General features: G+C 36.8%; 24 protein-coding genes and 1 riboswitch. Of the genes, 19 read left to right on the top strand and 5 right to left on the bottom strand.

Annotated elements, in window-relative coordinates; translation table 11 throughout:
* Positions 1-246 precede the first annotated feature (246 nt).
* From RTR43_RS11515 to RTR43_RS11500, 4 genes are all read left to right on the top strand, one after another.
* Positions 247-930, top strand: a complete 684-nt coding sequence (locus RTR43_RS11515; RefSeq protein WP_312472038.1) for a response regulator transcription factor — start codon at positions 247-249, stop codon at positions 928-930.
* 1 nt (position 931) lies between these two features.
* Positions 932-1,933, top strand: a complete 1,002-nt coding sequence (locus tag RTR43_RS11510) for a sensor histidine kinase (protein ID WP_312472037.1) — start codon at positions 932-934, stop codon at positions 1,931-1,933.
* A 349-nt stretch (positions 1,934-2,282) separates the two neighbouring features.
* Positions 2,283-2,966, top strand: a complete 684-nt coding sequence (locus RTR43_RS11505) for an ABC transporter ATP-binding protein (RefSeq protein ID WP_312472035.1) — start codon at positions 2,283-2,285, stop codon at positions 2,964-2,966.
* Complete coding sequence (locus RTR43_RS11500; protein ID WP_312472032.1) at positions 2,963-5,551, top strand: ABC transporter permease; 2,589 nt, start codon at positions 2,963-2,965, stop codon at positions 5,549-5,551. Before RTR43_RS11505 ends, RTR43_RS11500 begins: the two co-directional genes overlap by 4 nt.
* 55 nt (positions 5,552-5,606) lie before the next feature.
* On the opposite strand, the gene RTR43_RS11495 is transcribed toward RTR43_RS11500, so the two are convergent.
* Positions 5,607-6,224, bottom strand: a complete 618-nt coding sequence (locus tag RTR43_RS11495) for an NUDIX hydrolase (RefSeq protein ID WP_312472029.1) — start codon at positions 6,222-6,224, stop codon at positions 5,607-5,609.
* 181 nt (positions 6,225-6,405) lie between these two features.
* On the opposite strand from RTR43_RS11495, the gene RTR43_RS11490 reads away from it, so the two are divergent.
* On the top strand, positions 6,406-7,605 hold the full coding sequence (locus tag RTR43_RS11490) for a GNAT family N-acetyltransferase (protein WP_312472026.1): 1,200 nt from the start codon (positions 6,406-6,408) through the stop codon (positions 7,603-7,605).
* A gap of 152 nt (positions 7,606-7,757) precedes the next feature.
* Here RTR43_RS11490 and RTR43_RS11485 read toward each other — a convergent pair whose 3' ends face one another.
* Positions 7,758-8,123, bottom strand: a complete 366-nt coding sequence (locus RTR43_RS11485) for a DUF454 family protein (RefSeq protein ID WP_312472127.1) — start codon at positions 8,121-8,123, stop codon at positions 7,758-7,760.
* A gap of 208 nt (positions 8,124-8,331) precedes the next feature.
* Here RTR43_RS11485 and RTR43_RS11480 point away from each other — a divergent pair, with 208 nt between their 5' ends.
* A complete protein-coding gene (locus tag RTR43_RS11480) occupies positions 8,332-8,787 on the top strand; it encodes a DUF2269 family protein (RefSeq protein ID WP_312472024.1) in 456 nt (151 codons plus the stop codon).
* A gap of 136 nt (positions 8,788-8,923) precedes the next feature.
* On the opposite strand, the gene brnQ is transcribed toward RTR43_RS11480, so the two are convergent.
* Complete coding sequence (gene brnQ / locus RTR43_RS11475; protein WP_312472023.1) at positions 8,924-10,270, bottom strand: branched-chain amino acid transport system II carrier protein; 1,347 nt, start codon at positions 10,268-10,270, stop codon at positions 8,924-8,926.
* A 645-nt stretch (positions 10,271-10,915) separates the two neighbouring features.
* On the opposite strand from brnQ, the gene RTR43_RS11470 reads away from it, so the two are divergent.
* From RTR43_RS11470 to RTR43_RS11455, 4 genes are all read left to right on the top strand, one after another.
* Complete coding sequence (locus RTR43_RS11470) at positions 10,916-11,374, top strand: NUDIX hydrolase (RefSeq protein WP_312472021.1); 459 nt, start codon at positions 10,916-10,918, stop codon at positions 11,372-11,374.
* A gap of 113 nt (positions 11,375-11,487) precedes the next feature.
* Positions 11,488-11,928, top strand: a complete 441-nt coding sequence (locus tag RTR43_RS11465) for a GNAT family N-acetyltransferase (RefSeq protein WP_312472020.1) — start codon at positions 11,488-11,490, stop codon at positions 11,926-11,928.
* A 277-nt stretch (positions 11,929-12,205) separates the two neighbouring features.
* Positions 12,206-12,745 (top strand): SMI1/KNR4 family protein, encoded by a 540-nt coding sequence (locus tag RTR43_RS11460; protein WP_312472017.1) that lies wholly within the window; start codon positions 12,206-12,208, stop codon positions 12,743-12,745.
* 132 nt (positions 12,746-12,877) lie between these two features.
* Complete coding sequence (locus tag RTR43_RS11455) at positions 12,878-13,345, top strand: hypothetical protein (protein ID WP_312472015.1); 468 nt, start codon at positions 12,878-12,880, stop codon at positions 13,343-13,345.
* 432 nt (positions 13,346-13,777) lie between these two features.
* On the opposite strand, the gene RTR43_RS11450 is transcribed toward RTR43_RS11455, so the two are convergent.
* Entirely contained in the window at positions 13,778-14,569 is a 792-nt protein-coding gene (locus RTR43_RS11450) for an alpha/beta hydrolase (RefSeq protein WP_312472011.1), read from the bottom strand.
* A gap of 282 nt (positions 14,570-14,851) precedes the next feature.
* Positions 14,852-15,367 carry a YbaK/EbsC family protein gene (locus tag RTR43_RS11445; RefSeq protein ID WP_312472009.1) on the bottom strand — a complete coding sequence of 172 codons (516 nt, stop codon included), beginning with the start codon at positions 15,365-15,367 and terminating at the stop codon, positions 14,852-14,854.
* A 423-nt stretch (positions 15,368-15,790) separates the two neighbouring features.
* On the opposite strand from RTR43_RS11445, the gene RTR43_RS11440 reads away from it, so the two are divergent.
* The 9 genes from RTR43_RS11440 (at position 15,791) to RTR43_RS11395 (ending at position 24,020) form a co-directional block, all read left to right on the top strand.
* Positions 15,791-16,468: an AlkZ-related protein gene (locus tag RTR43_RS11440; RefSeq protein ID WP_312472006.1), complete on the top strand. Its 678-nt coding sequence runs from the start codon at positions 15,791-15,793 to the stop codon at positions 16,466-16,468.
* 288 nt (positions 16,469-16,756) lie between these two features.
* Positions 16,757-17,407: an MtnX-like HAD-IB family phosphatase gene (locus RTR43_RS11435; protein ID WP_312472004.1), complete on the top strand. Its 651-nt coding sequence runs from the start codon at positions 16,757-16,759 to the stop codon at positions 17,405-17,407.
* On the top strand, positions 17,408-18,460 hold the full coding sequence (locus RTR43_RS11430; RefSeq protein ID WP_312472001.1) for an iron-containing alcohol dehydrogenase family protein: 1,053 nt from the start codon (positions 17,408-17,410) through the stop codon (positions 18,458-18,460).
* A gap of 43 nt (positions 18,461-18,503) precedes the next feature.
* Positions 18,504-18,938 (top strand): GNAT family N-acetyltransferase, encoded by a 435-nt coding sequence (locus tag RTR43_RS11425; RefSeq protein ID WP_312471999.1) that lies wholly within the window; start codon positions 18,504-18,506, stop codon positions 18,936-18,938.
* Positions 18,939-19,810: 872 nt separating this feature from the next.
* Positions 19,811-19,914, top strand: a riboswitch (cyclic di-GMP riboswitch).
* Between the two features lie 56 nt (positions 19,915-19,970).
* Positions 19,971-21,005, top strand: coding sequence for a GGDEF domain-containing protein (locus RTR43_RS11415; RefSeq protein ID WP_312471995.1), 1,035 nt, complete (start codon positions 19,971-19,973; stop codon positions 21,003-21,005).
* Between the two features lie 299 nt (positions 21,006-21,304).
* Positions 21,305-21,589: a phospholipase A2 family protein gene (locus tag RTR43_RS11410; RefSeq protein ID WP_312471993.1), complete on the top strand. Its 285-nt coding sequence runs from the start codon at positions 21,305-21,307 to the stop codon at positions 21,587-21,589.
* A 207-nt stretch (positions 21,590-21,796) separates the two neighbouring features.
* Positions 21,797-22,207 carry a vWA domain-containing protein gene (locus RTR43_RS11405; RefSeq protein ID WP_248737191.1) on the top strand — a complete coding sequence of 137 codons (411 nt, stop codon included), beginning with the start codon at positions 21,797-21,799 and terminating at the stop codon, positions 22,205-22,207.
* A gap of 291 nt (positions 22,208-22,498) precedes the next feature.
* Positions 22,499-23,041: a signal peptidase I gene (gene lepB / locus RTR43_RS11400; RefSeq protein WP_312471992.1), complete on the top strand. Its 543-nt coding sequence runs from the start codon at positions 22,499-22,501 to the stop codon at positions 23,039-23,041.
* A 292-nt stretch (positions 23,042-23,333) separates the two neighbouring features.
* Complete coding sequence (locus tag RTR43_RS11395; protein ID WP_312471991.1) at positions 23,334-24,020, top strand: hypothetical protein; 687 nt, start codon at positions 23,334-23,336, stop codon at positions 24,018-24,020.
* Positions 24,021-24,072 lie beyond the last annotated feature (52 nt).

The raw sequence follows: 24,072 nt of genomic DNA, 5'->3' as shown, positions 1-24,072 counted from the left end.
CCTATAATGTAATGATTGCTACTGAATAATATATAGTAGTGGAATATGAAAAAAATACCATCACAGGAATACTATATCATCTACTACTATATAATGCAAGGTACTAAATTTTATTTAGTGGTCTTTTTTTATTATTTGTTCATTGGGACTTCAATAGGGTGTCAGGCACCATGTGAATTTTTCACATGGTGCCTGACACCCTTTAATGCTGATATAATGATAGATGAGAAAGGTAGGATGGGTAAGATGAAAATTTTGCTTGTGGAAGATGATAAAACGATCGCTTCTGGACTTGAATATTCTCTGCAGCAAGATCAGTTTGCCACGGTTCTTTGCCATGATGCGGCATCTGCGAAAAAGGTGCTAACTGATGAATTAGATCAAATCGCTTTATGTTTATTTGATTTATCCCTGCCAGATGGAAGCGGTTATGAATTATGTAAGCTGGTGAAGGAGCGGAGCGATATTCCGGTCATTTTTTTAACAGCGATTGATGATGAAGTCAATGTCGTAATGGGGCTCGACATGGGTGCAGATGATTATATTACCAAACCTTTTCGGATTCGTGAACTGCTTTCAAGAATCAAAACTGTTCTGCGAAGATACCAGAAGCAGACGCCGACAAAGGCGACGATTGATATAAAGCATATTCGGATTAATACTCTGGAAGGAAAGGTGTATAAAAACGGCGAAGAAGTTTTGTTGACTGCGTTAGAATATCGTTTACTCCTTATCTTTGCCAATCATATTGGACAGGTTCTCTCTCGAAATCAGCTGTTAGAGCGGATTTGGGATGTGGCCGGAGACTTCGTGAATGATAATACTTTAACGGTTTACATCAAAAGGCTCCGTGAAAAATTAGAGGATCAACCGCAAAACCCACAGATTATCAAAACAGTGCGCGGATTAGGCTACAAGGTAGGAGATTAGGATGCTACGTAATCGAGAGATTCAACTATTCTTATTAACAATGTCCTTCATCAGTTTAGCTGGCATCATTGCGGCTACGTTTATTTCTTTGACTGCCTCGATGCTTGTTTTCGTCATTTCTGTTTTACTCATTGTATGCAGTTTTATTTTTACGAGCTGGAGATACCGCGAAATTGAAAAGCTATCAGGCTATTTGCAGCAAATTAGCAGTGGAGATTATTTTCTTGATGTCCGTGATAATCATGAAGGCGAGCTTAGTATTTTAAAAAACAATATATATAAGGTAACAACCATGCTTTCGGAACAGGGTTCCCTTTTACAACAAGATAAAGTCCAACTGACAAATGCGATTTCTGATATCTCCCATCAGCTTAAGACCCCACTGACCTCGATGATGATGATGGCCGATTTGTTAAGTGATGCCAAGCTTCCCCCAGTGAAAAGAAGGGAGTTTACACACAATATCTCCATCCAGCTTGAACGGATTGAATGGCTCGTTTCATCATTATTAAAACTATCAAAAATTGACGCGGGAACGGTTCAATTTAAAAAAGAAGCGATAGCGGTAAAAAAGCTGCTACAAAAATCTTTAGAGCCATTGCTGATTCCGTTGGATATTAAAGAACAAGCCATTTCGATTGAGGGTGACGATACTGTTTCCTTCGTTGGTGATTTTCATTGGACCACGGAAGCGGTAATCAATATTTTGAAAAATTGTATAGAGCATACTCCTAGTGGCGGCGAGATTACCATTTCTTTTTTAGAAAACGCTCTGTTTACGGAAATAGTAATAGCCGATAACGGAAAAGGCATCGCTAAGGAAGATCTTCCCTATATTTTTAAACGCTTTTATAAAGGAAAGAATGCCAGCGAGGATAGTGTCGGAATTGGGCTTGCAATGGCCCACACCATAATCACAAGCCAAAACGGCAATATAGAGGTTAAAAGTAAGCAGGATAAGGGCACCCAGTTTCGGCTTACGTTTTACAAGCAGGTGATTTAAAGCAGATAAGAGTGATCAACTAGCGGATTGCGTGCTCCAACTTGGCGGATAAGGGGAGTTTACTGTCGGATAAGCGGTGTTTACTGTCGCATAAGTGTGTATAACTGTCGGATAAGCGGAGTTTACTGTCGGATAGGTGAGGATAACTGTCGGATAAGCGGCGTTTACTGTCGCATAAGCTCACCCAACTTTTCGAATAAGAGTTTCCAACCTACCCACGTTGGTGTTGAGTGCATTACTCTTCTTAAATACAACATTAAGTGACTAAACTGTCATTTTACAGTCACGTGAAAGTCATTTTAAACAGATAAACTAGAACCATCAGCAAAAACATGGAGGTTTTACCACAATGGATATTTTAAAAATAGAACATCTGTCTAAAATGTACGGTAAAGGTGAGACGGCAGTGAAGGCACTTGATGATGTTTCTTTCTCTGTGAAAAAAGGGGAATTCGTCGCGATAATCGGCCCATCAGGCTCTGGGAAATCAACGCTTCTGCACATGCTTGGCGGTGTTGATCGGCCAACGAGCGGTAAAGTCCTCGTTGATAATACCGACATCTATAACCTGAATGAAACACAGCTGGCCATTTTTAGACGTAGACAAATAGGATTGATTTATCAATTTTACAACCTTATTCCGGTTCTAACAGTAGAAGAGAATATTACCTTGCCACTCCTGCTTGATGAACATAAGGTCGACAAGAAACAGTTTGATGATATCGTCAAAATTCTTAATCTACAAAGCCGCTTAAACCATCTGCCCAATCAGCTTTCCGGTGGACAGCAGCAACGGGTCTCAATCGGTCGGGCGCTCATTAGCAATCCTGCTATCATGCTAGCAGACGAACCAACTGGAAATCTTGATAGTAAGAATAGTAGTGAAATCATTGATTTATTAAAAATGTTTAACAAAACGTTTAACCAGACGCTGCTAGTCATTACCCATGATGAACGGATTGCGCTGCAAGCTGATAGAGTCATTGCGATTGAGGATGGAAGGATCGCCAAGGATGAGGTGATTCGTCCGTGAATATTGTCAATAAATTAACGGTAAGGCATTTGAAGCAAAACAAAAGGAGAACCCTTGTGACCATTATTGGCGTCATTATTTCAGTCGCTATGGTAACGGCCGTTGCCACACTCGGTGTCTCTTTTATGGAGTTAATGCAAAGGAATACAATTGCGAGTGAAGGTGAATGGCATGTTCTTTACAAGGAAGTGAACAAAGAGCAGCTTGAAGCGATTAAAAACGACGAAGCAACGAAAACAGTGGTGCTTTCTAGAGATCGTGGCTATTCCCTTTTAGATGGATCTCATAATGAAAGTAAGCCTTACTTGTTTGTTAAGGAGTATAACGCCCAAGGTTTTAAACAGTTTCCGATTGAGTTAAGTAAGGGGCGGCTGCCAAAAGCGAATAATGAGGTAGTACTCTCAGACCACATTGCCACGAACGCCAAAGTAGCATACAAGATTGGTGACCGTTTAACACTTGATGTAGGCGAACGAATAACTGAAGCTAACGATGCTCCCTTGCAACAATTTGAGCCATTACGTATGGAAAAAGGTCAAGTGATCGAAGCCTTAAAAAATAAAACAACGGCAAGCTATACGATCGTTGGCTTTATCAAACGCCCCACATGGGAACCGACCTGGGCACCGGGGTACACGGTTATTAGCTATGTAGATGAAAAAATGATTAGAGCGGATGATACTGTCAATGCGACGGTTGTCTTAAAAAAAGTTCAAAGCTCTTTATTTGATCACGCCAAGCAATTAGCCAAGAAAAACAAAATAGAATCACCAAAATTTAATAATAATTTATTGCGCTATTATGGGGTGACGAATAATGACAGCCTGCACCGTACTCTTCTTCAATTATCGGGGATTATTATGGCCGTCATTATGATTGGTTCCGTTTCATTAATCTATAATGCCTTCGCTATTTCCGTTTCAGAACGTTCGCGTCATTTAGGGATGCTATCGAGTGTCGGGGCAACGAAAAGGCAGAAAAGAAACTCGGTGTTTTTTGAAGGTGCAATCATTGGATTAATTAGCATCCCAATTGGAATTATTGGCGGTCTTATTGGAATTGGGATTACCTTTTGGTTCATTAATTCGATCATTCAAGGTGCATTGGGGATCAACGAAAAACTAACCGTGTCAGTCACACCATTATCCATTTTGCTTGCTTGTGCCGTTTCGGTGGTGACGATCTTCATTTCAACCTATCTCCCCGCAATAAAAGCATCCAGAGTTTCAGCAATTGATGCGATTCGCCAAACAACAGATGTAAAACTTACAGGTAAAGCGGTTAAGACATCGAAGTTCGTTCGTAAGCTATTCGGAATTGAAGCGGAAATTGGCTTGAAAAACTTGAAGAGGAACAAACGCCGCTACCAGGCAACGGTATTTTCACTTGTCATAAGCATCGTTTTGTTTTTAACGGTATCATTTTTCACCGCCAATTTGAAAAAATCGCTTGAGCTCTCACAAAAAGGGGTGAATTATGATATTTCCGTTTCATTGTCCACAGAAGCTTCGGTATCAGATCAGAAACTGCTGAAATCATTCGCATCCCTAAAAGATGTGACGGAATCTAGTGTGATGAAAGTGTTATACGTGAACGCCTGGATAAACAAAGCAGAAGTTGCTGATGAATTCCGAAAGGCGGTATATAAGGATAATTTTGAGAACGAGAAATACCCTTATTTTATTCAAATACACGCACTAAATGAACTGAACTTAAGAACGTATGCAAAAACTGTAGGAGCAGATTATGCCCTGCTTACCAATCCGACTAACATTACTGGCATTGTGATTGATACGATTCCTTTCAAGGATGAAGCATCAGGGAAATATATTGAAACGAAGGTCATTCATACGAAGGTTGGCCAAAGTATCGATTTAACCTATTCAGATCAGGAAACAGAAAAAGAAGTGAATTTTAATAAAGTGGAAATTGCGGCATTAACCGATCAATTACCGATGGGAGTTTTACCGACTCAGATTGGCGGGCTAACTATTATCGTCTCAGAACAAGTCATGAATCAACTGGTAAACGAAAAGGTGAATGACAGGATCCAGACAATTCTTTACCTGAAAAGTAAGGACCCAATGAAAACACAACAGGAAATTGAGGAAATAAAAGAGAACAAAATGTTTGTGCAAAATGTATATCAAGGCAGACAACAGGAAGAACAGATGATCATGTTAATGTCGGTATTTACCTACGGATTTATTGCCTTAATTACCGCAATATCAATGGCGAATATTTTTAATACTATCTCAACATCGATTTCTTTACGGAAACGGGAATTTGCGATGCTGAAATCGGTGGGGATGACACCGAAAGGCTTTAATAAAATGATCAACTATGAAAGTATCTTTTATGGCATCAAGTCGCTGATTTATGGACTTCCGATTAGCATTGCCGTGATGTATTTGATCCACAGGGCATTGATGAACAGCTTCAGCTATGGATTCACCCTGCCTTGGATAAGTATGATCTATGTGGTTGCCGCTGTATTTGTCATCGTAGGCTCAGCCATGCTCTACTCCAGCTCCAAAGTTAAAAAGGATAACATTGTTGATACCTTAAAACAAGAAAGTATATAAAAAAGGGTGTCAGGCACCATGTGAATTTTTCACATGGTGCCGGACACCTTTATTTTTAATCCAAATAGACGGGTGACTGGGGATTTTTCAAAAATGTAAAGGCCATCTCAATTTGAGATTGTGTGTTCCGGGCTGTGGATAGCGGAGGAAGTTCGTTTTCAGCAAAGAATTTTACTTCACTTGTTTCGACACCCTCCGTTGCTTGTCCACCAATAATTTCACATTGAATAAACATTTTATAAATGTGATAGGAAGAAGGAGGATGGGGATGACATTTCATGTCCATTACTGCTAACAATTTAGTGGCTTTCACATCAAATCCTGATTCTTCTTTTAGCTCCTTAACGGCGACTTCACGAGGAGTTAGTCCAATATCAGCCCAGCCACCAGGTAATGCCCAGCGGCCATCCGTGTTTTCACGGACCATTAATATTTTTTCATCTTTAAAAACCACACCGCGTATATCGACTTTAGGTGTTGCATATCCAGTTTCACCTGCAAATAAATTTTTGATTACGGTCCTGTCCATGTCTGTATGGTGTGCTATAATGTCGATACTAATATTTCTAATGAACTCAAATCGTTCCAAGTCATAAACATCTTTTGAATACGTTAACCCTGCTTGGGCAATGGATTGAAGCTGTTTTGCCCAACCCAGCCATTTCGGTTCCAATATCATCACCTCACCAACTTGGCTTAATATACCTACTATTATATGATCCAATTTAAAAAACTGATTCGACTTTTGTACTAGTTTTAAAAGATATCTTCTCACTTAGTTTAACAGGAAATTTTCTACTTCTGTTGAATATAGATTAATAGACAATTTTTATGGAACTGGAGGTTTTTAAATTTTGGGTGTAATTGAAATAGCTCTTCGGACAGCAGCGGATGCGCATAGAAATCAATGTCGAAAAGGTACTGATATCCCTTATATCACCCATCCGGTTGCGGTCGGAATGATTTTAATGAAGGCTGGGTACAGTGATCCAATCGTTGCAGCCGGAATCTTGCATGATACCGTGGAAGATACTGCACTCACTTTGCAGGATATTGAACGGGACTTCGGCCCAATGATAGCTGAAATTGTTGCAGGGTGTTCAGAACCGGATAAGTCACTTTCATGGGAAGATCGGAAGAAACACACGATTGAATTTTTGAAAAGTGCCTCAAGTAATATTCGAGCTGTTGCTTGCGCCGATAAACTAGATAATATCCGCTCAATCATAAAAGATTATGAACAGCTTGGGGACGAAGTCTGGAAGAGGTTTAATCGAGGCAAGAATGAGCAGGAGTGGTATTACCGGAATATCGTAAATAGCTTGAGTGATGGCTATTCCTTTAGTTTAGTAGCTGAATTGGAAAAAGAAGTTAACATGTTATTTAATAATAACAACGAGCAGTGGATCAAGAAGGCAAGCGAAAAATCAAATGTTTATCATGAAGACGATTTTTCTGCTACTGAAGATGCCACTCTAGACAAGGACGATTGTTTAGGAAAAATCCATCCGAATCATAAGCAAAGCATAGAAGAGAGGAAAAAGACAATGGAAATCAGACTTCTAGATTCATCGGATGCGGAAAATTATTGGTCATTACGATTAGAAGCATTAAAGAAAAATCCAGAAGCATTTTTAACAAGTTATGAAGAATCCATTAAAAGAGAAAATCCAGTCGAGCAGGTTGCTCGCAATTTTACCACAGAAGGAAACTACACATTTGGTGCGTTTGATAGTGGGAAACTTATTGGGGCTGTCACCTTACTTCAGGAAGATCGGATGAAAATAAGGCATCGGGCCAATATTTTTGCGATGTATGTGACCCCAGAGAAACAAGGTTTAGGCGTCGGAAAAGCATTGCTTACAGAAGCGATAAATAAAGCGAGAAATATAGAAGCGATTGAAAAAATAAATTTAAACGTAACCGCAAGTAATGTAAAGGCGAAGAAACTCTATAGCAAATTAGGGTTTAAAGTGTTTGGATTCGAAGAAAAAGCCCTTAGAGTAGATGGTGTCGATTATGACGATGAATATATGGCTTTGCATTTGAAATAAGTTTGCCAATTACAAGGGTGTCAGGCACCATGTGGAAATTTCACATGGTGCCTGACACCCAGTTTATGCGGAGTATTACACCATTTAAATAGGAAACACCCTCCAAACATAAATCAACAAAAAATGAGGTGGAACTATTCATTAGTTCCGCCTCATTTTGTTACCATTCTAGCAGTCCGTACCGTTTTTATTTTAGAGAAAAAGTAATAGTATTTATAAAATATAACTAGCAGAAGAGTGATCCTTACGAAAAAACTGTCGAGTAGGATGAAGGGGAGTGCAATCATCACGTCTGCCAATAATAGAATGGTAAGTTTTTGTTTTAACGTCATGGCCCTCTCTCTAACAAAGCTGTCCAAATGACGCTGATAGATTTTTGTCCCTTTAAACCAGCGCTCAAATCGTTCCGATCCTTTTACGAAGCAGAATGATGCTAAAAGTAATAACGGAGTTGTTGGCAACAGCGGCAAAATAATACCCAAAATTCCTAAGCCAAGGGCCATAAATCCACTGATAATAAAAATAAATTTAACGAATTTATTTATGATTGCAGCCTCCTTTCAGGGAAACTAGAAGTCTCAGTCCCTTCATTATACCATTTGGGGTACGGGAACTTAATGGCTAAAAAAGGACAAAACTATGTTCAAGCTTCTAATTCTATCACATTTATGGATGAAATTTTTATGATAAAATGGGAGAATGCAGAGAATGGAGGTTGACACACCTGTGAGTACAATTTATAACATCATTGTTTTCATACATATTTTTTCAGCTATCTTGGGGATGGGCCCAGGTTTTGTTTTAACCACGGTTGTCAAATCGGGGAACACGATGACTGAATTAAAGCATTCTTATAAAATCAGACACAAGCTACATATTTTCGTCATGATTGGCGGCATACTTTTACTAATCACCGGTTTGGCAATGGGTTATATAAATCCAAGTCTGTTTCGGATGGGCTGGTATGTAACGAGTCTCTTCCTCTTTTTGGCTGCTCTTGCAATTGGCCCGCTCGTTTTATCTCCAAGGTCAAAACCGGTTAAAGCCCTGTTAGAATCCCATAATGGGGAAGTGATTCCTGAAGAATATTGGCGTTTATCAAAAGTTCTTTTTCGATATGAGAACCTTGAAAATGTGATTTTTTTGATCATTATCGCTCTGATGATTACAAAACCATTTTAGGAAAAATTATTAAGAGTATAGTTGAAGGGATGTAAAAACTAACTAATTAGATAACATTTCTTAGGACTACAATAAACACTATTTTATAAAATAAGAACTGTAGGAAAAACTCTACAGTTCTTATTGGTATTTTCTCCTAATATTTCTTCATATCACGCTTTGGCCAAAAACAGCCGATGATTGCTCCAATTAAAGCGGGTATAATCCAGCCAAGACCAATGTCGTAAAGTGGCAGGTAATCCATGTAGAATGCTTTAATAGAATCGAATAATGGGACGGTTGCATTTGGTAAGTTAGCGACTAATGCGCTGTAGCCGTCGAAGAAACTTACAAAGAATGATAGCAACATGGAAGCTGCATAAACGCTATGTTTATTACTAAATAATGGCGAGCAAAGGGTCAATAGGATAAGAACAATTGCAAGCGGATATAGTAACATTAACACCGGCACCGCGAATTGAATAATATTGTTTAAGCCGAAGTTTGCGATTATAAATGAAACGACACATAGTATGAGTAAAAACCATCTATAACTAACTTTAGGAAATACATTATGGAAAAATTCACTACAAGAAGTAATAAGTCCAATGCTTGTTTTTAGACAAGCAAGTACAATAATAATTGCTAGTAAAATCGTGCCGAATGATCCAAAATAGTGCTGAGCAACTGCTGCAAAAATCTGGCCACCATTATCAAATGTTCCTATAGCTAATACGCTCGATGACCCCATATACGTAATAAGTCCGTAAATCAGCATCATTAATGCCATCGCGAAAATACCTGATTTCCATGTTGCTTTGGCTATATCCTTTGTGTTAGTAATGCCTTGTCTCTTAATGGCATTGATGACAACAATACCAAATGCGAGTGATGCTAGGGCATCCATTGTATTATAGCCCTCTTTAAAACCTGTTATGAAAGGCAACTCAATATAGTCCCCTGAAGGTTCCCCGAAATTACCCATTGGCTTGACTATGGCAGTTACAATTAAAACAAATAGAAAGACTAGAAATGCCGGTGTTAAATATTTTCCAATATAGTCCATAACTTTTGCAGGATGAAGTGAGAAATAGTAAACAATGGCAAAGAATACGAAGCTAAAGAGCCCGAGCCATAAGCTAGAGGATCCTGGATTTATGTACGGTTCAAAACCGACTACAAAGGGTACCGTTGCTGTACGTGGAATGGCGAAAAATGGTCCAATTGTTAAGTAAAGAGCCATGGCGAAGACCAAACCAAAAAGCGGATGTACTCTATTGGCTAAATCACGAAGTCCGTTACTACCGGAAAGACCGATCGCTAATATTCCTAAAAAAGGTAAGCCGATGGCTGTTACTAAAAAGCCAATTAATGCTGGCCAAAAGTTTGTACCAGCAAGTTGTCCTAATTGGATAGGAAAAATCAAATTTCCCGCACCAAAGTACATTCCGAAAAGCATTGTTCCGATGACTACATAGGTTGAAAACGGTATTTTCTGTTGCATCTAAATTGCTCCTTCTAGTTGTAATAATCACGATTCAAAGTCATTTTAAAACTCTTCCTTCATGTCCTCTTTTTCTCCTGTTTTATAGAAGTTATTACTCGAACAACTATAAAAAAACTTGATAGAAACATACTCACTATAAATACTTGATTATAACAAGTCAATTGTAGTTTTAAGTATTTTTGAAATTTGATAGGGAGTCTAAAAATTAGTATATCCATTGTCTTCGCGAATAGATACAATTTATTCAGGATTAATATTATTACTAGGAAATAATGAAGCAAGGATCAAGAATTCTTCTTCAAAGGTTACATTAACAGGTATGAGTAAATATGATAATGTAAATTTAAGGAATTTAGAAATTCCAAATTGAACAAAAAGGATATGAGATTTATGAAAAAAATTACCAATTTGGCTCTCGTTAAGTCTATTAGTAGGAGTGCTTGGTATATTTCATACTTATGATCCTGAAGGTCCTGACATTGAGTTTCCTTTGTTTATGGATATTTCAGTGATGCTTTTTTTAATTCCGAGTGATTCTCTTGTTTTAAGCACTTTTATTTTTATACTATTTAACATATTAAAATCAAAATTAGTTTTCATAGGATAAAGAAATTTTATAATAATAAACTTGGGGAGAAAAAAATGACTCAGAATGAAATTGTTTTAGTTGTTAGTGTATCAATAATCAAAGGCAATGATGTTTTGATTATAAAAGAAAATAAACCATCTGCAATTAATAAGTGGAATTTTCCATCTGGACGTATTGAACCTAAAGAAGACATACTCTATGCTGCCTGTAGGGAAGTAAAAGAAGAAACAGGATTTGATGTGAAACTTACTGCCACAACTGGTGTATATAACTTTATCAGTAGCACAAATAATCAAGTGATCTTATTTCATTTTACTGGTGAAATTATTGGAGGTTCATTAAAGATTGAAGAGGATGAAATTATAGATAGTAGATGGATAAAGGTATCTGAACTTATGAATCTTGATAATAAAGATCTTCGTGAAGCAGGTGTAATAAGGCAAATTGTAGATAGATTATTAAATCGAAAATTTCATTCAATAACTGTTTTTAATGAACAATTATGTAATTAAGGCAATTTCAGTAACGGGCAGGTCAATAGGGAAGTCGGTTATTTAGAGACTAAATGCAGGTGTTTTAAATATTTTGTAGAACTTCATTTCTATTAAGAATTATTGGGGGAATAATGGTGGAAATTTTAAAAGAGAATATTTTAGAATTAACAACCACAGTACAATGGAAAGAAGCCTTCCCGATTATGAATCAGCTTCGTTCAGACTTGGTGGAAAAGACATACCTTGATTTACTTAGTAAGATGAAAGAAGATGGATATCGTCTATTTGCATTATTTGCTGATGATAATATTGTAGCTTTAGCTGGCTTAAGCTTGAGGGTGAATTTTTATAGTAAACGTCATGTTTTTATTTATGATTTGGTAACAGATGCTTCTCACAGTTCACTTGGATATGGTGAAAGACTATTAAATTATATTCATAATTGGGCGAAAGAAAATGGGGCAGAGTATGTAGCTTTAGAATCGGGAATCCAAAGAATAGATGCCCACAGATTCTACGAAGATAAATTTAATTACGATAAATGGTGTTTTTCATTTAGAAAAACATTGTAGTAAAGATTTGTTTTATGAAGTACTATCGGCCCTTTTGTTTAGGTAGAAAATGATAATCTTGGTCTAAAACCGGGTGATTTACTTGTGCGAAATGTTTCTAGCTAAAATGGAGGATGGTCACATTTCTCTGGTAAAGGCTAGACAGTTCACGTTCTTTACTTCAAATAAGGGAACAGCCTTTTTCTAATTCAAGTAACGGAATTTAGTGAAAAAAGGGAATTTCCAATTCCCTCACGAATACTATTTATTATTCAATTTTTGCTTAAGGGTGATGAGTATGAATGAATATTCAATAGTAAATATTTTGGAAGCATTAAAAACAAGATTGGATGAAAATAATTTATTAACTGTCCATAGTACATCTGGAATTTATCCTAAAGCTGGTTTTACATTTAACAAACCCATCACGTATCACGAATTAGAACAATTTATAGCAAAAAATCATTTGACTTTACCTACTGAATATAAAGATTTTTTATTATTACATAATGGTGCAGAGCTCTTTACCAACGAATATGGATACTCCTTTTGTCTTTATTCAATCGAGGAAATGATTCGTGAATACAATTCAATGCAAGATTATAGTGATGTTGATTATTTTCTGAAAAATTGCTACCCAATTGGCTATTTTGTAGATAGAGGTACGTTATTACTTGACGTTTCTAAATTTAATCAAACTAATGAAGTAAATGTCCTTTTGAGTGGTATTGAAACCATAAGTTTTTATTGTGATTTAAAAACCTGGTTAGAAAGAATGATTATTGCACAAGGGAATGCGTATTGGGAATGGTTTTCAAAAGTGGTTTATTTTGATTAATTTTAGTGGAGAAATTCAACGATGCTATAACAAGGGATCGCCCTTTTGGTGTTCAATTGATAAATTAGATTGTGAAGCACTGTACTTAAAGTAACGGGTGCGATATTTCATTAGAGGAGGCGAAGGCATGAAATGACGGAAAGCAAACACGAAATTTTGGAAGAGATAAAAAAACTCTATCGAATTAAGCCAATAACTGCGGTTATGGTTTTACTTGTAACTGCTTTCATCTTCATGATAATTTATGGTGCAGTTAACGATTTCGGAAGGAAACTGGATTCAGATTTAGTTGGTGCTTTAATCAGTTTTATCTACGCATGGAATTTGGGATTGGGGCTCTATCTAGGAATTTGGCGATTTTCGAATTCTCGAAAGATAAACAAAGTGCTTTTTCCAAAACTTGAGCAGTTTATAAATGAAAGTGAAGAGAAAAGTGTTGATGAAACTGAAACAGAAGTTTATGAAATGGTTAAAGTGGCATATGCGGATTACACAAAGAAGTATAATAAGCTCAATCATATTTACTGGACAAGCATCAAAATAAGTTTTGCTTTCCCACTTATTGCTATCGTTATTTGGTTTGTTTACCATCAGCTTTAGAACGAAAAAGAAACAACATCAATTCAACAAATACAACGAGACCTCAGCTCAATAATAAATCCAAATATCGCAAATAAAAACGTCAAATCCATATGACTATATTACAGCTAACATAGATACCTTCGAAAACATAGTTTCAAAAAAACAGATTACACTTTTTTATTTTTTAGATGAATTTGATAAAAGTAAGGAAAACGGATTAAAAGAGTATATAATGGCTGCTGCTTGTGTTGAAATATTAGGAGATAAGAACCCCGTCCAAGAATGGTCATCAGGACTTGATTGGTATAAAAAATATACAGCTAAATTGGAGGATTAATTAAGCAAAAATTTTAACGACTTTTTCGAGCGGTGTTTTGTATATAACTTCAAAAAAATTAGTAGAGATATTATGTTGCAGATCCATTTTACTTTTGGGGAGTGAAATCCTTCTTAAAAGCCTTTCTCCATATCCGAAAATAAGTAAGACAGCATTTCTGGCATTCTTTTTCTAAAGAAAAGATAACTATGTTCAGCATCCTCGATAATTTGATAGTTCAGGTCTGTTATCCTGCTCTTTAAAATCTCATACACTCCGTTAGTAAGAGCGAGAAACATTTGATTACTTTCTTCATCCTCTCCAACTTCTTTTGTTCCGAAGTCTATGTAAAATTTCTCAATGGCCAATAAGTCGGAGTTTGTTAATAGGTTTTCAATTTCCTCTTGATTCCGGTAATACCCAGGCGAGATAGCGGCAATTCTTTTAAAAATATGTGGGTAACGGCAGGCAGCGTAAGTGGAGATAAGACCGCCCAAAGAAATTCCTGCCATCGAAGTATGGTTCTCGATCGTTCTGTACTTGTTGTCTATCAAAGGTTTTAGTTCATTGACGATGAAGTCTAGATATTCTCCACCCCTGCCACCAGATGGGCTAGCATAGCCTAATATTTTTTCACTTAGTTCGCCATTAATCCATGGACAATATTCGTTGATCCGCTCTTCACCCTCTGGATTTAAGTCGATCGCAACGACAATAATCTCCGTGCCATTTTCATTTAAGTAGTTTTCTAGACCGAGAGATACGCCCCTAACGGCATTTTCATCCCGAAAAACATTTTGTCCATCGTGCATATATAATACGGGATAACGATTATTACTTTGGTTGTAGCATTCAGGCAGATATACTCTAATAGTTCTATCTTGTTCGAAAGAAGTCATCTTAACCTGGAGTTTTTCTAACATCATTGCTCACCTGCATTTCAAAATTGTTATCATTAATTTAACATAATTTTCGAAAAAGTTAATATAAAAAAATATATTTGAAAAGGGAGAAAATCAATGCTTTAACAATAGAAACAAAAGCAAATTCACGGATAAATAAAAAGACATCGCTCAGGACTACAGCTTAAAGGTGTTTAATTAGATTGATTATATTCGCAGCTGCAATTCAATCAAGCTGTGAAAGGGCATCCACTTTATTTTCTTGTACTACTTACATAAAAAATGACCTATCATTCTTTATTTGTACTATACCTCGTTATTTAAAACTACACTTTCTCTAGGCTCAGCTTCTTCCCAGCCCTTGCAAACATCTACCCATTCCCTTGCAAGTGAATATTGGAAAATTTCATCTGTTGTCAATTCAATGGCAGAGTTTGTGCTGCCACATGCCGGGAATAGAGTTTCAAAGCGTTTCATAGAGACATCGAGGAACACATCGAGTTCATTTTTCAAGCCAAACGGGCAAACTCCGCCTATAGCGTGTCCGGTTTGCTCGAGTACCTCATCAGGCGTAAGCATCCTGGCTTTGAAGCCGAAGGTTTGACGAAATTTCTTGTTATCGATTTTTACATCTCCAGCAGCAACAATCAAGATGGCTTTTTCATGGTCACTCCTGAATGATAGTGTTTTCGCAATACGGGCAGGGATGACACCGATTGCTTCGGCTGCAAGTTCAACGGTAGCACTCGAGGTTTCAAATTCCATCATATCTGCTACCCGATTCCATTGTTGCAAATGCTCTTTTACACTTTCTAATGACATCTTCTTCATCCTTCCCTTTTCGGTATTACGTAGAATGATAACATACCTTAATGTGAAAAAGGAAAAGGTTGGTTTTACAAAATAAGAGATAAAGCATTTAATCGATTGTTTATCATAGGGATTGAGTCTGATTTTGTCAAAATAAAGGGCTGGCTTTTAAAGGATTTAGAGTATAGTAAAAGAAATATATACATATTGGGTAAATATGAAGATTATGGAGGACCATTAGTGACTTGGGAAATGTTGTCGATTTAGATAAACTAATGGAGAAAAAGGTTGAAGATTGGTTAAAGAAAACCAAATGAGGCCACGATGGCACCAAAATAAAATATTTGGTTACCTTTTGCATAAAACATTTGCAGCATCAAGTGATTAGAAATTTACTAAAAGTATTAAGAGAGAAAATTCAGGAGAGTGATTATTTTGAAAGATTATCAGATACGTACATATGAAGAAGCGATTGAAGTGATTAAAGAAGTTGGTTTACTGCCTCTGGCACAATTAATACCTGGTTATCCGTCGCTAGATAGTATTACTTTGAAAGAACATTGGCATTCGGATACGGAATTTGATCCATGGATGTGGCGTGCGAACTTCCCGGTAGATGGTGTTGCTGCCTACGGTAAATTCATCAAGAAAAAATCTATATTAATTTCACGGGAACTCCTTCCTTTCGTAAAAGCAATATTAGGCTCAAGCCATTCATTGAAAAATCGTTATGAAGATGGCCTTGTTTCAAGAGAAGCGTTGGAATTGTTTACACTGATTCGTGGGGAAGAAGGCATCGATACGAGATTGCTCAGAGCCAAAGCAGGTATGAAAGATAAAGAAAAGAAAAAGCTATTTGATAATGCCTTGTTAGAGCTACAGGGATCCATGGAGATTGTTGTCTCCGGTACAAAGAAAAAGACAAATGCAATGGGCGAGATAAATGGCTGGAGCAGTACCTCCTTTGAAACGATAGATTATTGGGCTGAAAATCATAAGGTGGCTCTGGAAAGTATTACTGTCGAAGTAGCGAAAGCGGAGCTTAAGAACCATTTTGCTAAAATGTGCAGCCCAGAGTCCATGAAAGCTTTGGCAAAAATTTTTAAGTTTTAATAGTCAAAGGGAATTCCTCCATTTATTTAAAGATAGGAAAGAAAATTTTCGACTTTGAGAAATGTCCAGCTCCAGCGCCCTAGCGACTAGAGTGCTTCCCTCACCTCCCTACGATAAGTCAACATCGGTTCGCTAACGCTCACCGTGTTTCCTTTATCTCAGTCGGTTCAGTCCAGCCCTTACGTCGCTGACCAGGGCGCTTGCGCTTTTCTTATTTTGTAGTATTCGCGTTATGTGATATTTTGGGTATTATACAAAAGTATGAAAATGATCATGGAGGGTGACTAAGTGAAAAAATGGGCGTTCGTTTCTGATTTTGATGGTACGATTTCTAAACAGGACTTCTATATCGTAATGATGGACAAATACTTTCCGCAAGGCCGGGAACTTTTTAAAAAGTGGAAAGCTGGAGGAATCAAGGATATTGATTTCCTAGCTACGGTTTTCAAATCCATCAATCAGGAGGAAGATAGAATTATTGAGGATACACTATCCATCCCCATCGATGAATATGTACCAAATTTTATAAAAAAGGTTCAAGAAAGCGGTGCTGATTTTTATATATTGAGTGCTGGTACTGACTATTATATTTATCATATATTAAAAAAATATCATGTTGAGAATGTAAAGGTTTTTTCCAATGATGGGCATTATCGTGAGAAGAACGTACATATGAACATCGACAAAAAGCAATGGCATTATTCCGAGCGTTATGGCATCGATAAATCCAAGGTGATTCAGAAATTAAAGGAAGAGTATGAAACGGTTTATTTTATTGGTGATAGTGAGCCTGATTCCCACCCCGCCCAGTATGCCGATGTTACTTTTGCTAAAAATGGATTACAGGATATACTCCGTGAAAAGAAGGTACCTTTTGTCCCGGTCGATACCTTTAAAGAAGTGGAAGATTATTTGGTTGAAAAAGGGGTGATGTCTTAAGTGTTAACACCTGTTACGAGTGTTCCGATTCCTGCGATTTTGGAGATTGGCAAAGGAACTGTTTTTAGCCTTGAGCGGATTTTGAAACAACATGGCTTTGTCAATGCCGTGTTCTTGTTCGATGACTTTACCTATCAAACTTACCGGCAGGATATTCTTGACTCCATCTCGGAAGTGAAGATAACAGCGCTGCTCATGCCGTCTGATTTAGATATCCAGGATCTAATTAAAAAAGCTTTTGAGATGGAGCGTTATGATGTGGTCATTGCCATGGGAGGCGGGACGGTAATTGATTATGGAAAATACATAGCTTTTTCAAGGCGGAGCCCATTTTTGAGCATCCCAACGTCAGCGTCCAATGATGGCTTTGCTAGCAGCAATTGTTCCTTGGTGGTCAATAAAAAGAAAACGACGGTTCCGGCAAGGGTCCCATATGGAATTATTGCCGACCTTGAGATTATTCAGCATGTACCTAACCGCTTTATTTTGGCAGGGATCGGTGATTTGCTCTCCAACATAACAGCTCTTTATGATTGGGAGTTTGAGGAGAAACATGGTGCTGCCCGGGTAAACCATTTTGCTTATATGCTGAGTAAAAAAGTAGTCAATAGCTTTATTCGGACACCAATGACCGACATAAGAGATCCAATTTTATTAAAAGAACTGATCAGTTCACTTACACTGGGCGGCATCTCGACGGTCATTAGCGGAAACAGTTCGCCAATCAGCGGCTCGGAGCATTTGATTTCCCATGCACTCGATAAAATTGCGCTGCAGCCGCAAATGCATGGAATTCAAGTTGGAATTGCCACATATATAATGGCTAATGTGCAAGAGCACCGAGCTGAACGAATGATGAAAGTTTTCACAAGGACCGGTTTTTTCGATTATGTGAAAGGGCTTGGCTTAAATAAAGAAGAATACCGCCAAGCCATTGAAATCGCGCCAACGATAAAACCGAATCGATATACTTATTTGCATGATGAGGTTTATCGGAAGAAGGCACTGAGATTTTTGGACGAGGATAAGTTACTACAGGAATTTTTTCAATAAAGGGATTCGTGGTATAAATTGATTATATTGGGGAGTGGAACAAATGGGGATTAGAAAAGCAAAAGTTGACGATTGGAAAGCACTATCCGAATTGTTAAACCAATTGGGGTATCCAAATACTGAGACTTTCATTAAAGAAAAAATAGAAAAACTTCTAATTCACCCAGATGAGGAATTATTGATTTATGAAGAGGATGAAAAAGTACTTGCTTTTATTTCATTGCATTTTATACCTCAATTAGCGGTAAAAGGAGATTTCGCAAGGATAAGTTATTTTGCAGTTAATACAACCATTAGAAGTAAGGGAATTGGGCGTAAGATTGAAGAATATTGTACTGATTTAGCTAAAAAAAGAAATTGCGACAGAATTGAAGTTCATTGCCATTCAAGAAGAGTAGATGCACATAGGTTCTATACTCGACAAGGATTTACTGAATCCCCGAAATACTTTATGAAGATGATGAACGAATCTGTATAAGAGTCTTTTTCAACAAACGAGTGCGATTCTTCAAAATGAGGGTCGCCGTTTTTCTTGATGTACAACCGTTGAAGAAGTAAATTGACGCTTTAGTATCGCATTTGCCCCATATTGTGAAACAAAGGGGTTAAGAAAAAGGTGTATGTGTTTATGAAAGATTTCCATTGCTGTGCAACATGCCGGCATTTAAAAGCAGAGAAAAAAGCAGAAGGAATGAAATATTATTGCAGCCGGTTAGGTTATGAAACAAAAACGAACTATAAATTTAATTGCTGGAGCCCCAAGGAGCATGTGATAAAGTTAATGAATAACAGAACCACGCCCCAAAAGGAAAGTTAAAAGTAGGTTAGATCGTTCCGTTGAACTGAAGGCTTATATCTAAGTGTATGAATTTCATGTGGATTGTCTTTGTTGTATCAACATTTTTTGGTATTTAATTAAAGAAAAAAGCAAATTAAGAAGTTTTCTACAAGTTTTATTGCCTAAAGCTTGCCGCCAATTTCTGGTTCAAAGCAAGGTAATTACATTATCAAAAAAGTCTTTCTTTCCATCCAGATCATTCCCCCTTTATCGATACAGAAAATCCTTTTTTTTAAGCGAATAGAAAATCATAAGTTTTTCAAATTTATCCTTCAAAATTTGCTGTCGGATATAATAATATCCGACAATATTTTTTTAAATAGGTACATTCTATGTGGTTAAATTGAATCCTTTAAATGCAGAAATAATCGACAATCGTACTCCAATCCGACATAAAATGATATATAAAAACTACAAAATATCGATTACAATAGGTAAATAAAGATTGTATTTTACAAATGGGAAAATCGCATCCAGAAAATAGCAAAACTTCTTCGGCACCTGTGGAAATAAAATTGATAGGGCTAATTTATTGAAAGATAAAGACGCAAAGCTAGAGGGGCTAAGGTCACCACCGAATGAAAGTGGTGGAGGACTATGCCAGCCAGTTGCTTATTTTTGAGGATTCAGAGGGACTAATCTCATTGATTGGTTTAGGAGATGATCATATCGATGATTAAACAATTTGAATCACTAGCTGAACTTAAAAGAAAGATATTTCTGGGGGTTGTGCCCTTAATAATAATCGCATTTATTTTAAATACCATTCTTAAAAATATGGACGCCGCAAATAAACTTAATTTCATTGTCAACAACACACTCACCCTTTGGTTCATCATCAGTTGGGTTCTGATGTTTAAGAATCGGTACGTTCGGTTTGCCGAGTTTTCCAATTTAGCTTTGGTTAGTTTTTATCATGTATCGACCTTTTATGATGCAGTTATTAACTACCTTGGTAAAATAGGAGGGTCTTTAGGGGATTTTATCGTCTGGATGCCCATCTATATTATGTTTATTTTCTTAACACTGGGGATAAAAAAAGGGCTTTATTTTTCCATCAGTATATTTGCCATTACTGTGGTGGGTGGAGTCATGTACATGAACAAGCTACCCGCTGAATCCATTGATTCGCTTCTCCAGTTTTACTTTTCTAATTTGGTCTATATTATTGTCCTTTATTACGCCCAGCATGTGTTCAAGGCCTATACAAAAATGGAGCTTTTTAATAAGCACGCCTATGTAGATTCATTAACGGGAATCGCTAACCGCCACCGAATTGATGAATGGCTTGAAATTAAGTTAAAGGATTCTAAGGTCATGAACATAAGTTTTTCGATTATCTTTTTTGATATTGATCATTTTAAAAAAATCAATGACTTTTATGGTCATAATGTGGGTGACTCCGTTTTAATCGAGTTGTCTGAACTTATTCAAAGGAATCTCGATATACGTGAATTTTTTGGTCGATGGGGTGGAGAAGAATTTATTATCATTACGGATGTCTCCGGCAAAGATGCCACCGAGCTTGCAGAATATTTAAGACAAAAGGTCGCAGAACATGAATTCCAAGAGGTTGGAAGGCTGACAGCAAGCTTTGGAGTAGCAGATTCTCAGCCAGAGGACAATAAAGATTCGTTGTTAAATCGAGCAGATGAAGGATTATACCGCTCAAAGAATTATGGCAAAAATAAAGTGAGTATGTGTTAGCTCTATTCAACAGAATAGGGCTTTTTTTAATGCACTTGTAAGTTGCGTCGAATTAAAGAAAAGTCTTAGTGTCGTTCACTGCGGTTTTTTTAGGTCCAATAATAAGTTTGGGTTTATGGAACTAATAATTCTTGGGTAATGAACATCTAAATTGTTTTTCGAAAAATGGACATGCATGGGGATTTTACCATTTCAATTTTATTGAAATTTCATAATTTATTAGTAAAGAAACTGATATTGATCAATGTTGTACCTGACCTTACAGGTATGTCATGAAACTGTAATGGGAGTTGTTGATTTTGCAAAGGAAAAGACGTGGATTCTGCATTTTCCCCGGGTATAGATGGTGTGGCCCAGGCTGCAGTGGCCCTGGTGCTCCGATTAATGATGTCGATGCCTGCTGCATGGGACATGACCGCTGTTTAAGCAGAGGGATTTCACCTTGCCGATGTGATTACGAATTTATGGATTGCCTGCGCTCCAAAATGAATAGGTATACAGATAAAGGGAGAAAAGCTGCACTGATGCATGATTTTATGAAAATGAAAACAGCGTTCACATGTGGGGCAAGGTATCGAAGGTAACCTAAGAAAACGAGCTATTCAATTCGTACCTGTAAAAATTAATAACAGTAACTAGCTTTTGCCTAACCTTGAATTTTTATTATGCAAAACGGACTTTAGTTTCCGCTTAGTTGAAAGGTAGTTCGCTGCCGATATTATCCAATCATAAACCATTTCCCAATAACTCAAAATAAAAAGGTTGGTACATTCAGAAAGGGGGAAAATGGTGTGAGATGGCATAAAACGATACTTTCGATGATTCAGCAGCGTCAAGACAAAAAGGTGGCATTAGTCGTGGATACTTCCACAAATGAAGCACCAGCGATTCTCATCAATAACATCATTAAATTGTTTGAACAATTAAAGCCAGATACGATTTTGGTTCAAGCAGATTTCAAAATCAGGAGCATTTCTCCGGTAAAAAGTGATACGATTAAATACTATACACACGGGAAATCTTCCTATACATTAGCCCTTGAGTGGGCAACAGAAGAGCAAGTGGATACACTGTTTTATATCACCGATGTAACAGGTTTCTTTTCTGAAGAAATGGATCGAGTTAATTATGAATTATTTTGGCTCGTTCCCGGTGCATTCTTACCGAGGGTCCCATTTGGAAAGGCCATTAAAGTGGCTTAAGATTATCCAAATGTGTACAGAATATCTTTAGAATTTCATATTTCAATCATACAGCAAACGGTTGGTTGCAAATAGTTCATTTTCATGTGGACTGAATCCCTCAGCACATTGGAATAGTAAGTTACGATATAACAGAGTGGCAATCAATGTCACTCTGTTTTTTTGTTGAAAATTAACTCACTCATTCATCGATATAAATAAACCTGAATTAAGAAGGATTCTGATTCAGCAATGTTGAATATTTTACTAACAAGTGGAAACTTTGGTAAATAATATAGGGAGTGATTGAAAATGTTGGGTTCTAAAACGAAAGGTGAATTAAAAGCTTGGGTTAAAACCATATTTATTGCGTTAGGATTAGCATTGGTTATTCGGACATTTCTATTTTCTCCTTACATAGTGGATGGCGCTTCTATGGAACCTACACTACATAATCATGAAAAAATTTTTGTAAATAAAATTTATTATACCGACAGTTTTAATAGAGGTGACATTGTCATCATTAATGGGCCAAATGAAAAATATGTGAAAAGAATCATTGGTATCCCTGGGGATAAGATTGAAATGAACAGTGATCAATTATTTATTAATGGGGAATTATATAAAGAGAACTATCTGTCTCAAAAATTAAAATTAGCTAAACAACAAGGAAGTAGGTTCACTGAAGATTTTGGTCCAATTGTGATTCCTAAAAACCAATATTTTGTGATGGGCGACAACCGATTGCACAGTACGGATAGTCGTAATGGTTTGGGATTCATAAATCAAGAAAATATTGTAGGGAAGAGTGAATTTGTTTTATTTCCGTTTTCGGAAATTAGAATTGTAAAATAGTCCTATTACAAGAATTGACTTCGTTTTTACAAGGCCATTTGGTACTCTTTTTCTGCTAACGCAATAATGTTTATCGGAAACAGCCTAAATGGAAATGCCAAGTTTGATTAATCGTTGCTTGGATAAAAAAATATACGGATGAAATAAAATATTAACGGGCGCGATACTATAACTTATGAGTATCGTTTTTTTCTTATTTAGCCAACGAAGAATAGGTAAAGAAGATTTTCAAAATAATTAGAAACATAAAAGAAATATAAATCGTCTATTTTATATAAGGGAGGGTTGATAAATGAAAAAGTTACTCTTAATATCCTTAATTTTGATAATCAGCGCTGCTTTATTTGGTTGTGCCCATACAGAAGATGCACGGGTACATATACAATCTGAAAAGAAACCAATAGTAAACGGAGATAGAAACCAACAGAAAATCATCATTATGGACAATGTAAATGATCCACTTCCGCCAGAAGCAAAGAGTGTGGAATCGATGCCAAATAGCAGTGGGCCACAGCAAATTCCAAAAGCCAATCCCAATAAACCAATTGTCATTACCAAAATGCCGTATTCTAAAAAGAGCAAAGTCAAGATAACTGAATTGAAAGTCATTCAAGATAACGGAGAAATTTTACTTCCAGATGGCCATGGATGTGTAAAGATTAATGATAAAAAACAGTCTATTAAAGTCTCTGTGTTGGCAAAAGGACTTAGTCCAGAAAAAACCTATAGTATTACTCTTGAAAGAGATAATCATGGCGGGGTAACTTTTGGTCCTAAAGAGAATGTTGAAATCAACGCTGGGGAAATGATTGGAGAAACTACTTTTCAACCTAATGCTAAAGGAGAATTGTCTGTTTCAATGCTAAATCCAATGCGAATTGTTCAAGGGGCCAAAGAGCTAAGAATTTTGATTAAATCAGAAAATGAAATAAAAGAGCTAATTCAAACTGAACCGTTTACAATTCAAATGGATGAATGAGCTTTAAAGTGTATGCTATATGTTCACACATTTCCTGTGCGTTTAGCCCATT

Origin of the sequence: Neobacillus sp. (assembly GCF_031988165.1) — a bacterium.
Taxonomy (GTDB): Bacteria; Bacillota; Bacilli; order Bacillales; family Cytobacillaceae; genus Neobacillus; species Neobacillus rhizosphaerae.
Note: the sequence above shows the minus strand (reverse complement) of the source record. Positions and strands in the feature narration are given on the sequence as shown.

What these genes read in the sequence shown, in the direction of transcription:
- RTR43_RS11515 (WP_312472038.1), top strand. Translation starts at nt 247, where the DNA reads ATGAAAATTTTGCTTGTGGAAGATGATAAAACGATCGCTTCTGGACTT.
- RTR43_RS11510 (WP_312472037.1), top strand. Translation starts at nt 932, where the DNA reads ATGCTACGTAATCGAGAGATTCAACTATTCTTATTAACAATGTCCTTC.
- RTR43_RS11505 (WP_312472035.1), top strand. Translation starts at nt 2,283, where the DNA reads ATGGATATTTTAAAAATAGAACATCTGTCTAAAATGTACGGTAAAGGT.
- brnQ (WP_312472023.1), bottom strand. Translation starts at nt 10,270, where the DNA reads ATGCAACAGAAAATACCGTTTTCAACCTATGTAGTCATCGGAACAATG.
- RTR43_RS11470 (WP_312472021.1), top strand. Translation starts at nt 10,916, where the DNA reads ATGACTCAGAATGAAATTGTTTTAGTTGTTAGTGTATCAATAATCAAA.
- RTR43_RS11465 (WP_312472020.1), top strand. Translation starts at nt 11,488, where the DNA reads ATGGTGGAAATTTTAAAAGAGAATATTTTAGAATTAACAACCACAGTA.
- RTR43_RS11460 (WP_312472017.1), top strand. Translation starts at nt 12,206, where the DNA reads ATGAATGAATATTCAATAGTAAATATTTTGGAAGCATTAAAAACAAGA.
- RTR43_RS11455 (WP_312472015.1), top strand. Translation starts at nt 12,878, where the DNA reads ATGACGGAAAGCAAACACGAAATTTTGGAAGAGATAAAAAAACTCTAT.
- RTR43_RS11450 (WP_312472011.1), bottom strand. Translation starts at nt 14,569, where the DNA reads ATGATGTTAGAAAAACTCCAGGTTAAGATGACTTCTTTCGAACAAGAT.
- RTR43_RS11445 (WP_312472009.1), bottom strand. Translation starts at nt 15,367, where the DNA reads ATGTCATTAGAAAGTGTAAAAGAGCATTTGCAACAATGGAATCGGGTA.
- RTR43_RS11425 (WP_312471999.1), top strand. Translation starts at nt 18,504, where the DNA reads ATGGGGATTAGAAAAGCAAAAGTTGACGATTGGAAAGCACTATCCGAA.
- RTR43_RS11415 (WP_312471995.1), top strand. Translation starts at nt 19,971, where the DNA reads ATGATTAAACAATTTGAATCACTAGCTGAACTTAAAAGAAAGATATTT.
- lepB (WP_312471992.1), top strand. Translation starts at nt 22,499, where the DNA reads ATGTTGGGTTCTAAAACGAAAGGTGAATTAAAAGCTTGGGTTAAAACC.
- RTR43_RS11395 (WP_312471991.1), top strand. Translation starts at nt 23,334, where the DNA reads ATGAAAAAGTTACTCTTAATATCCTTAATTTTGATAATCAGCGCTGCT.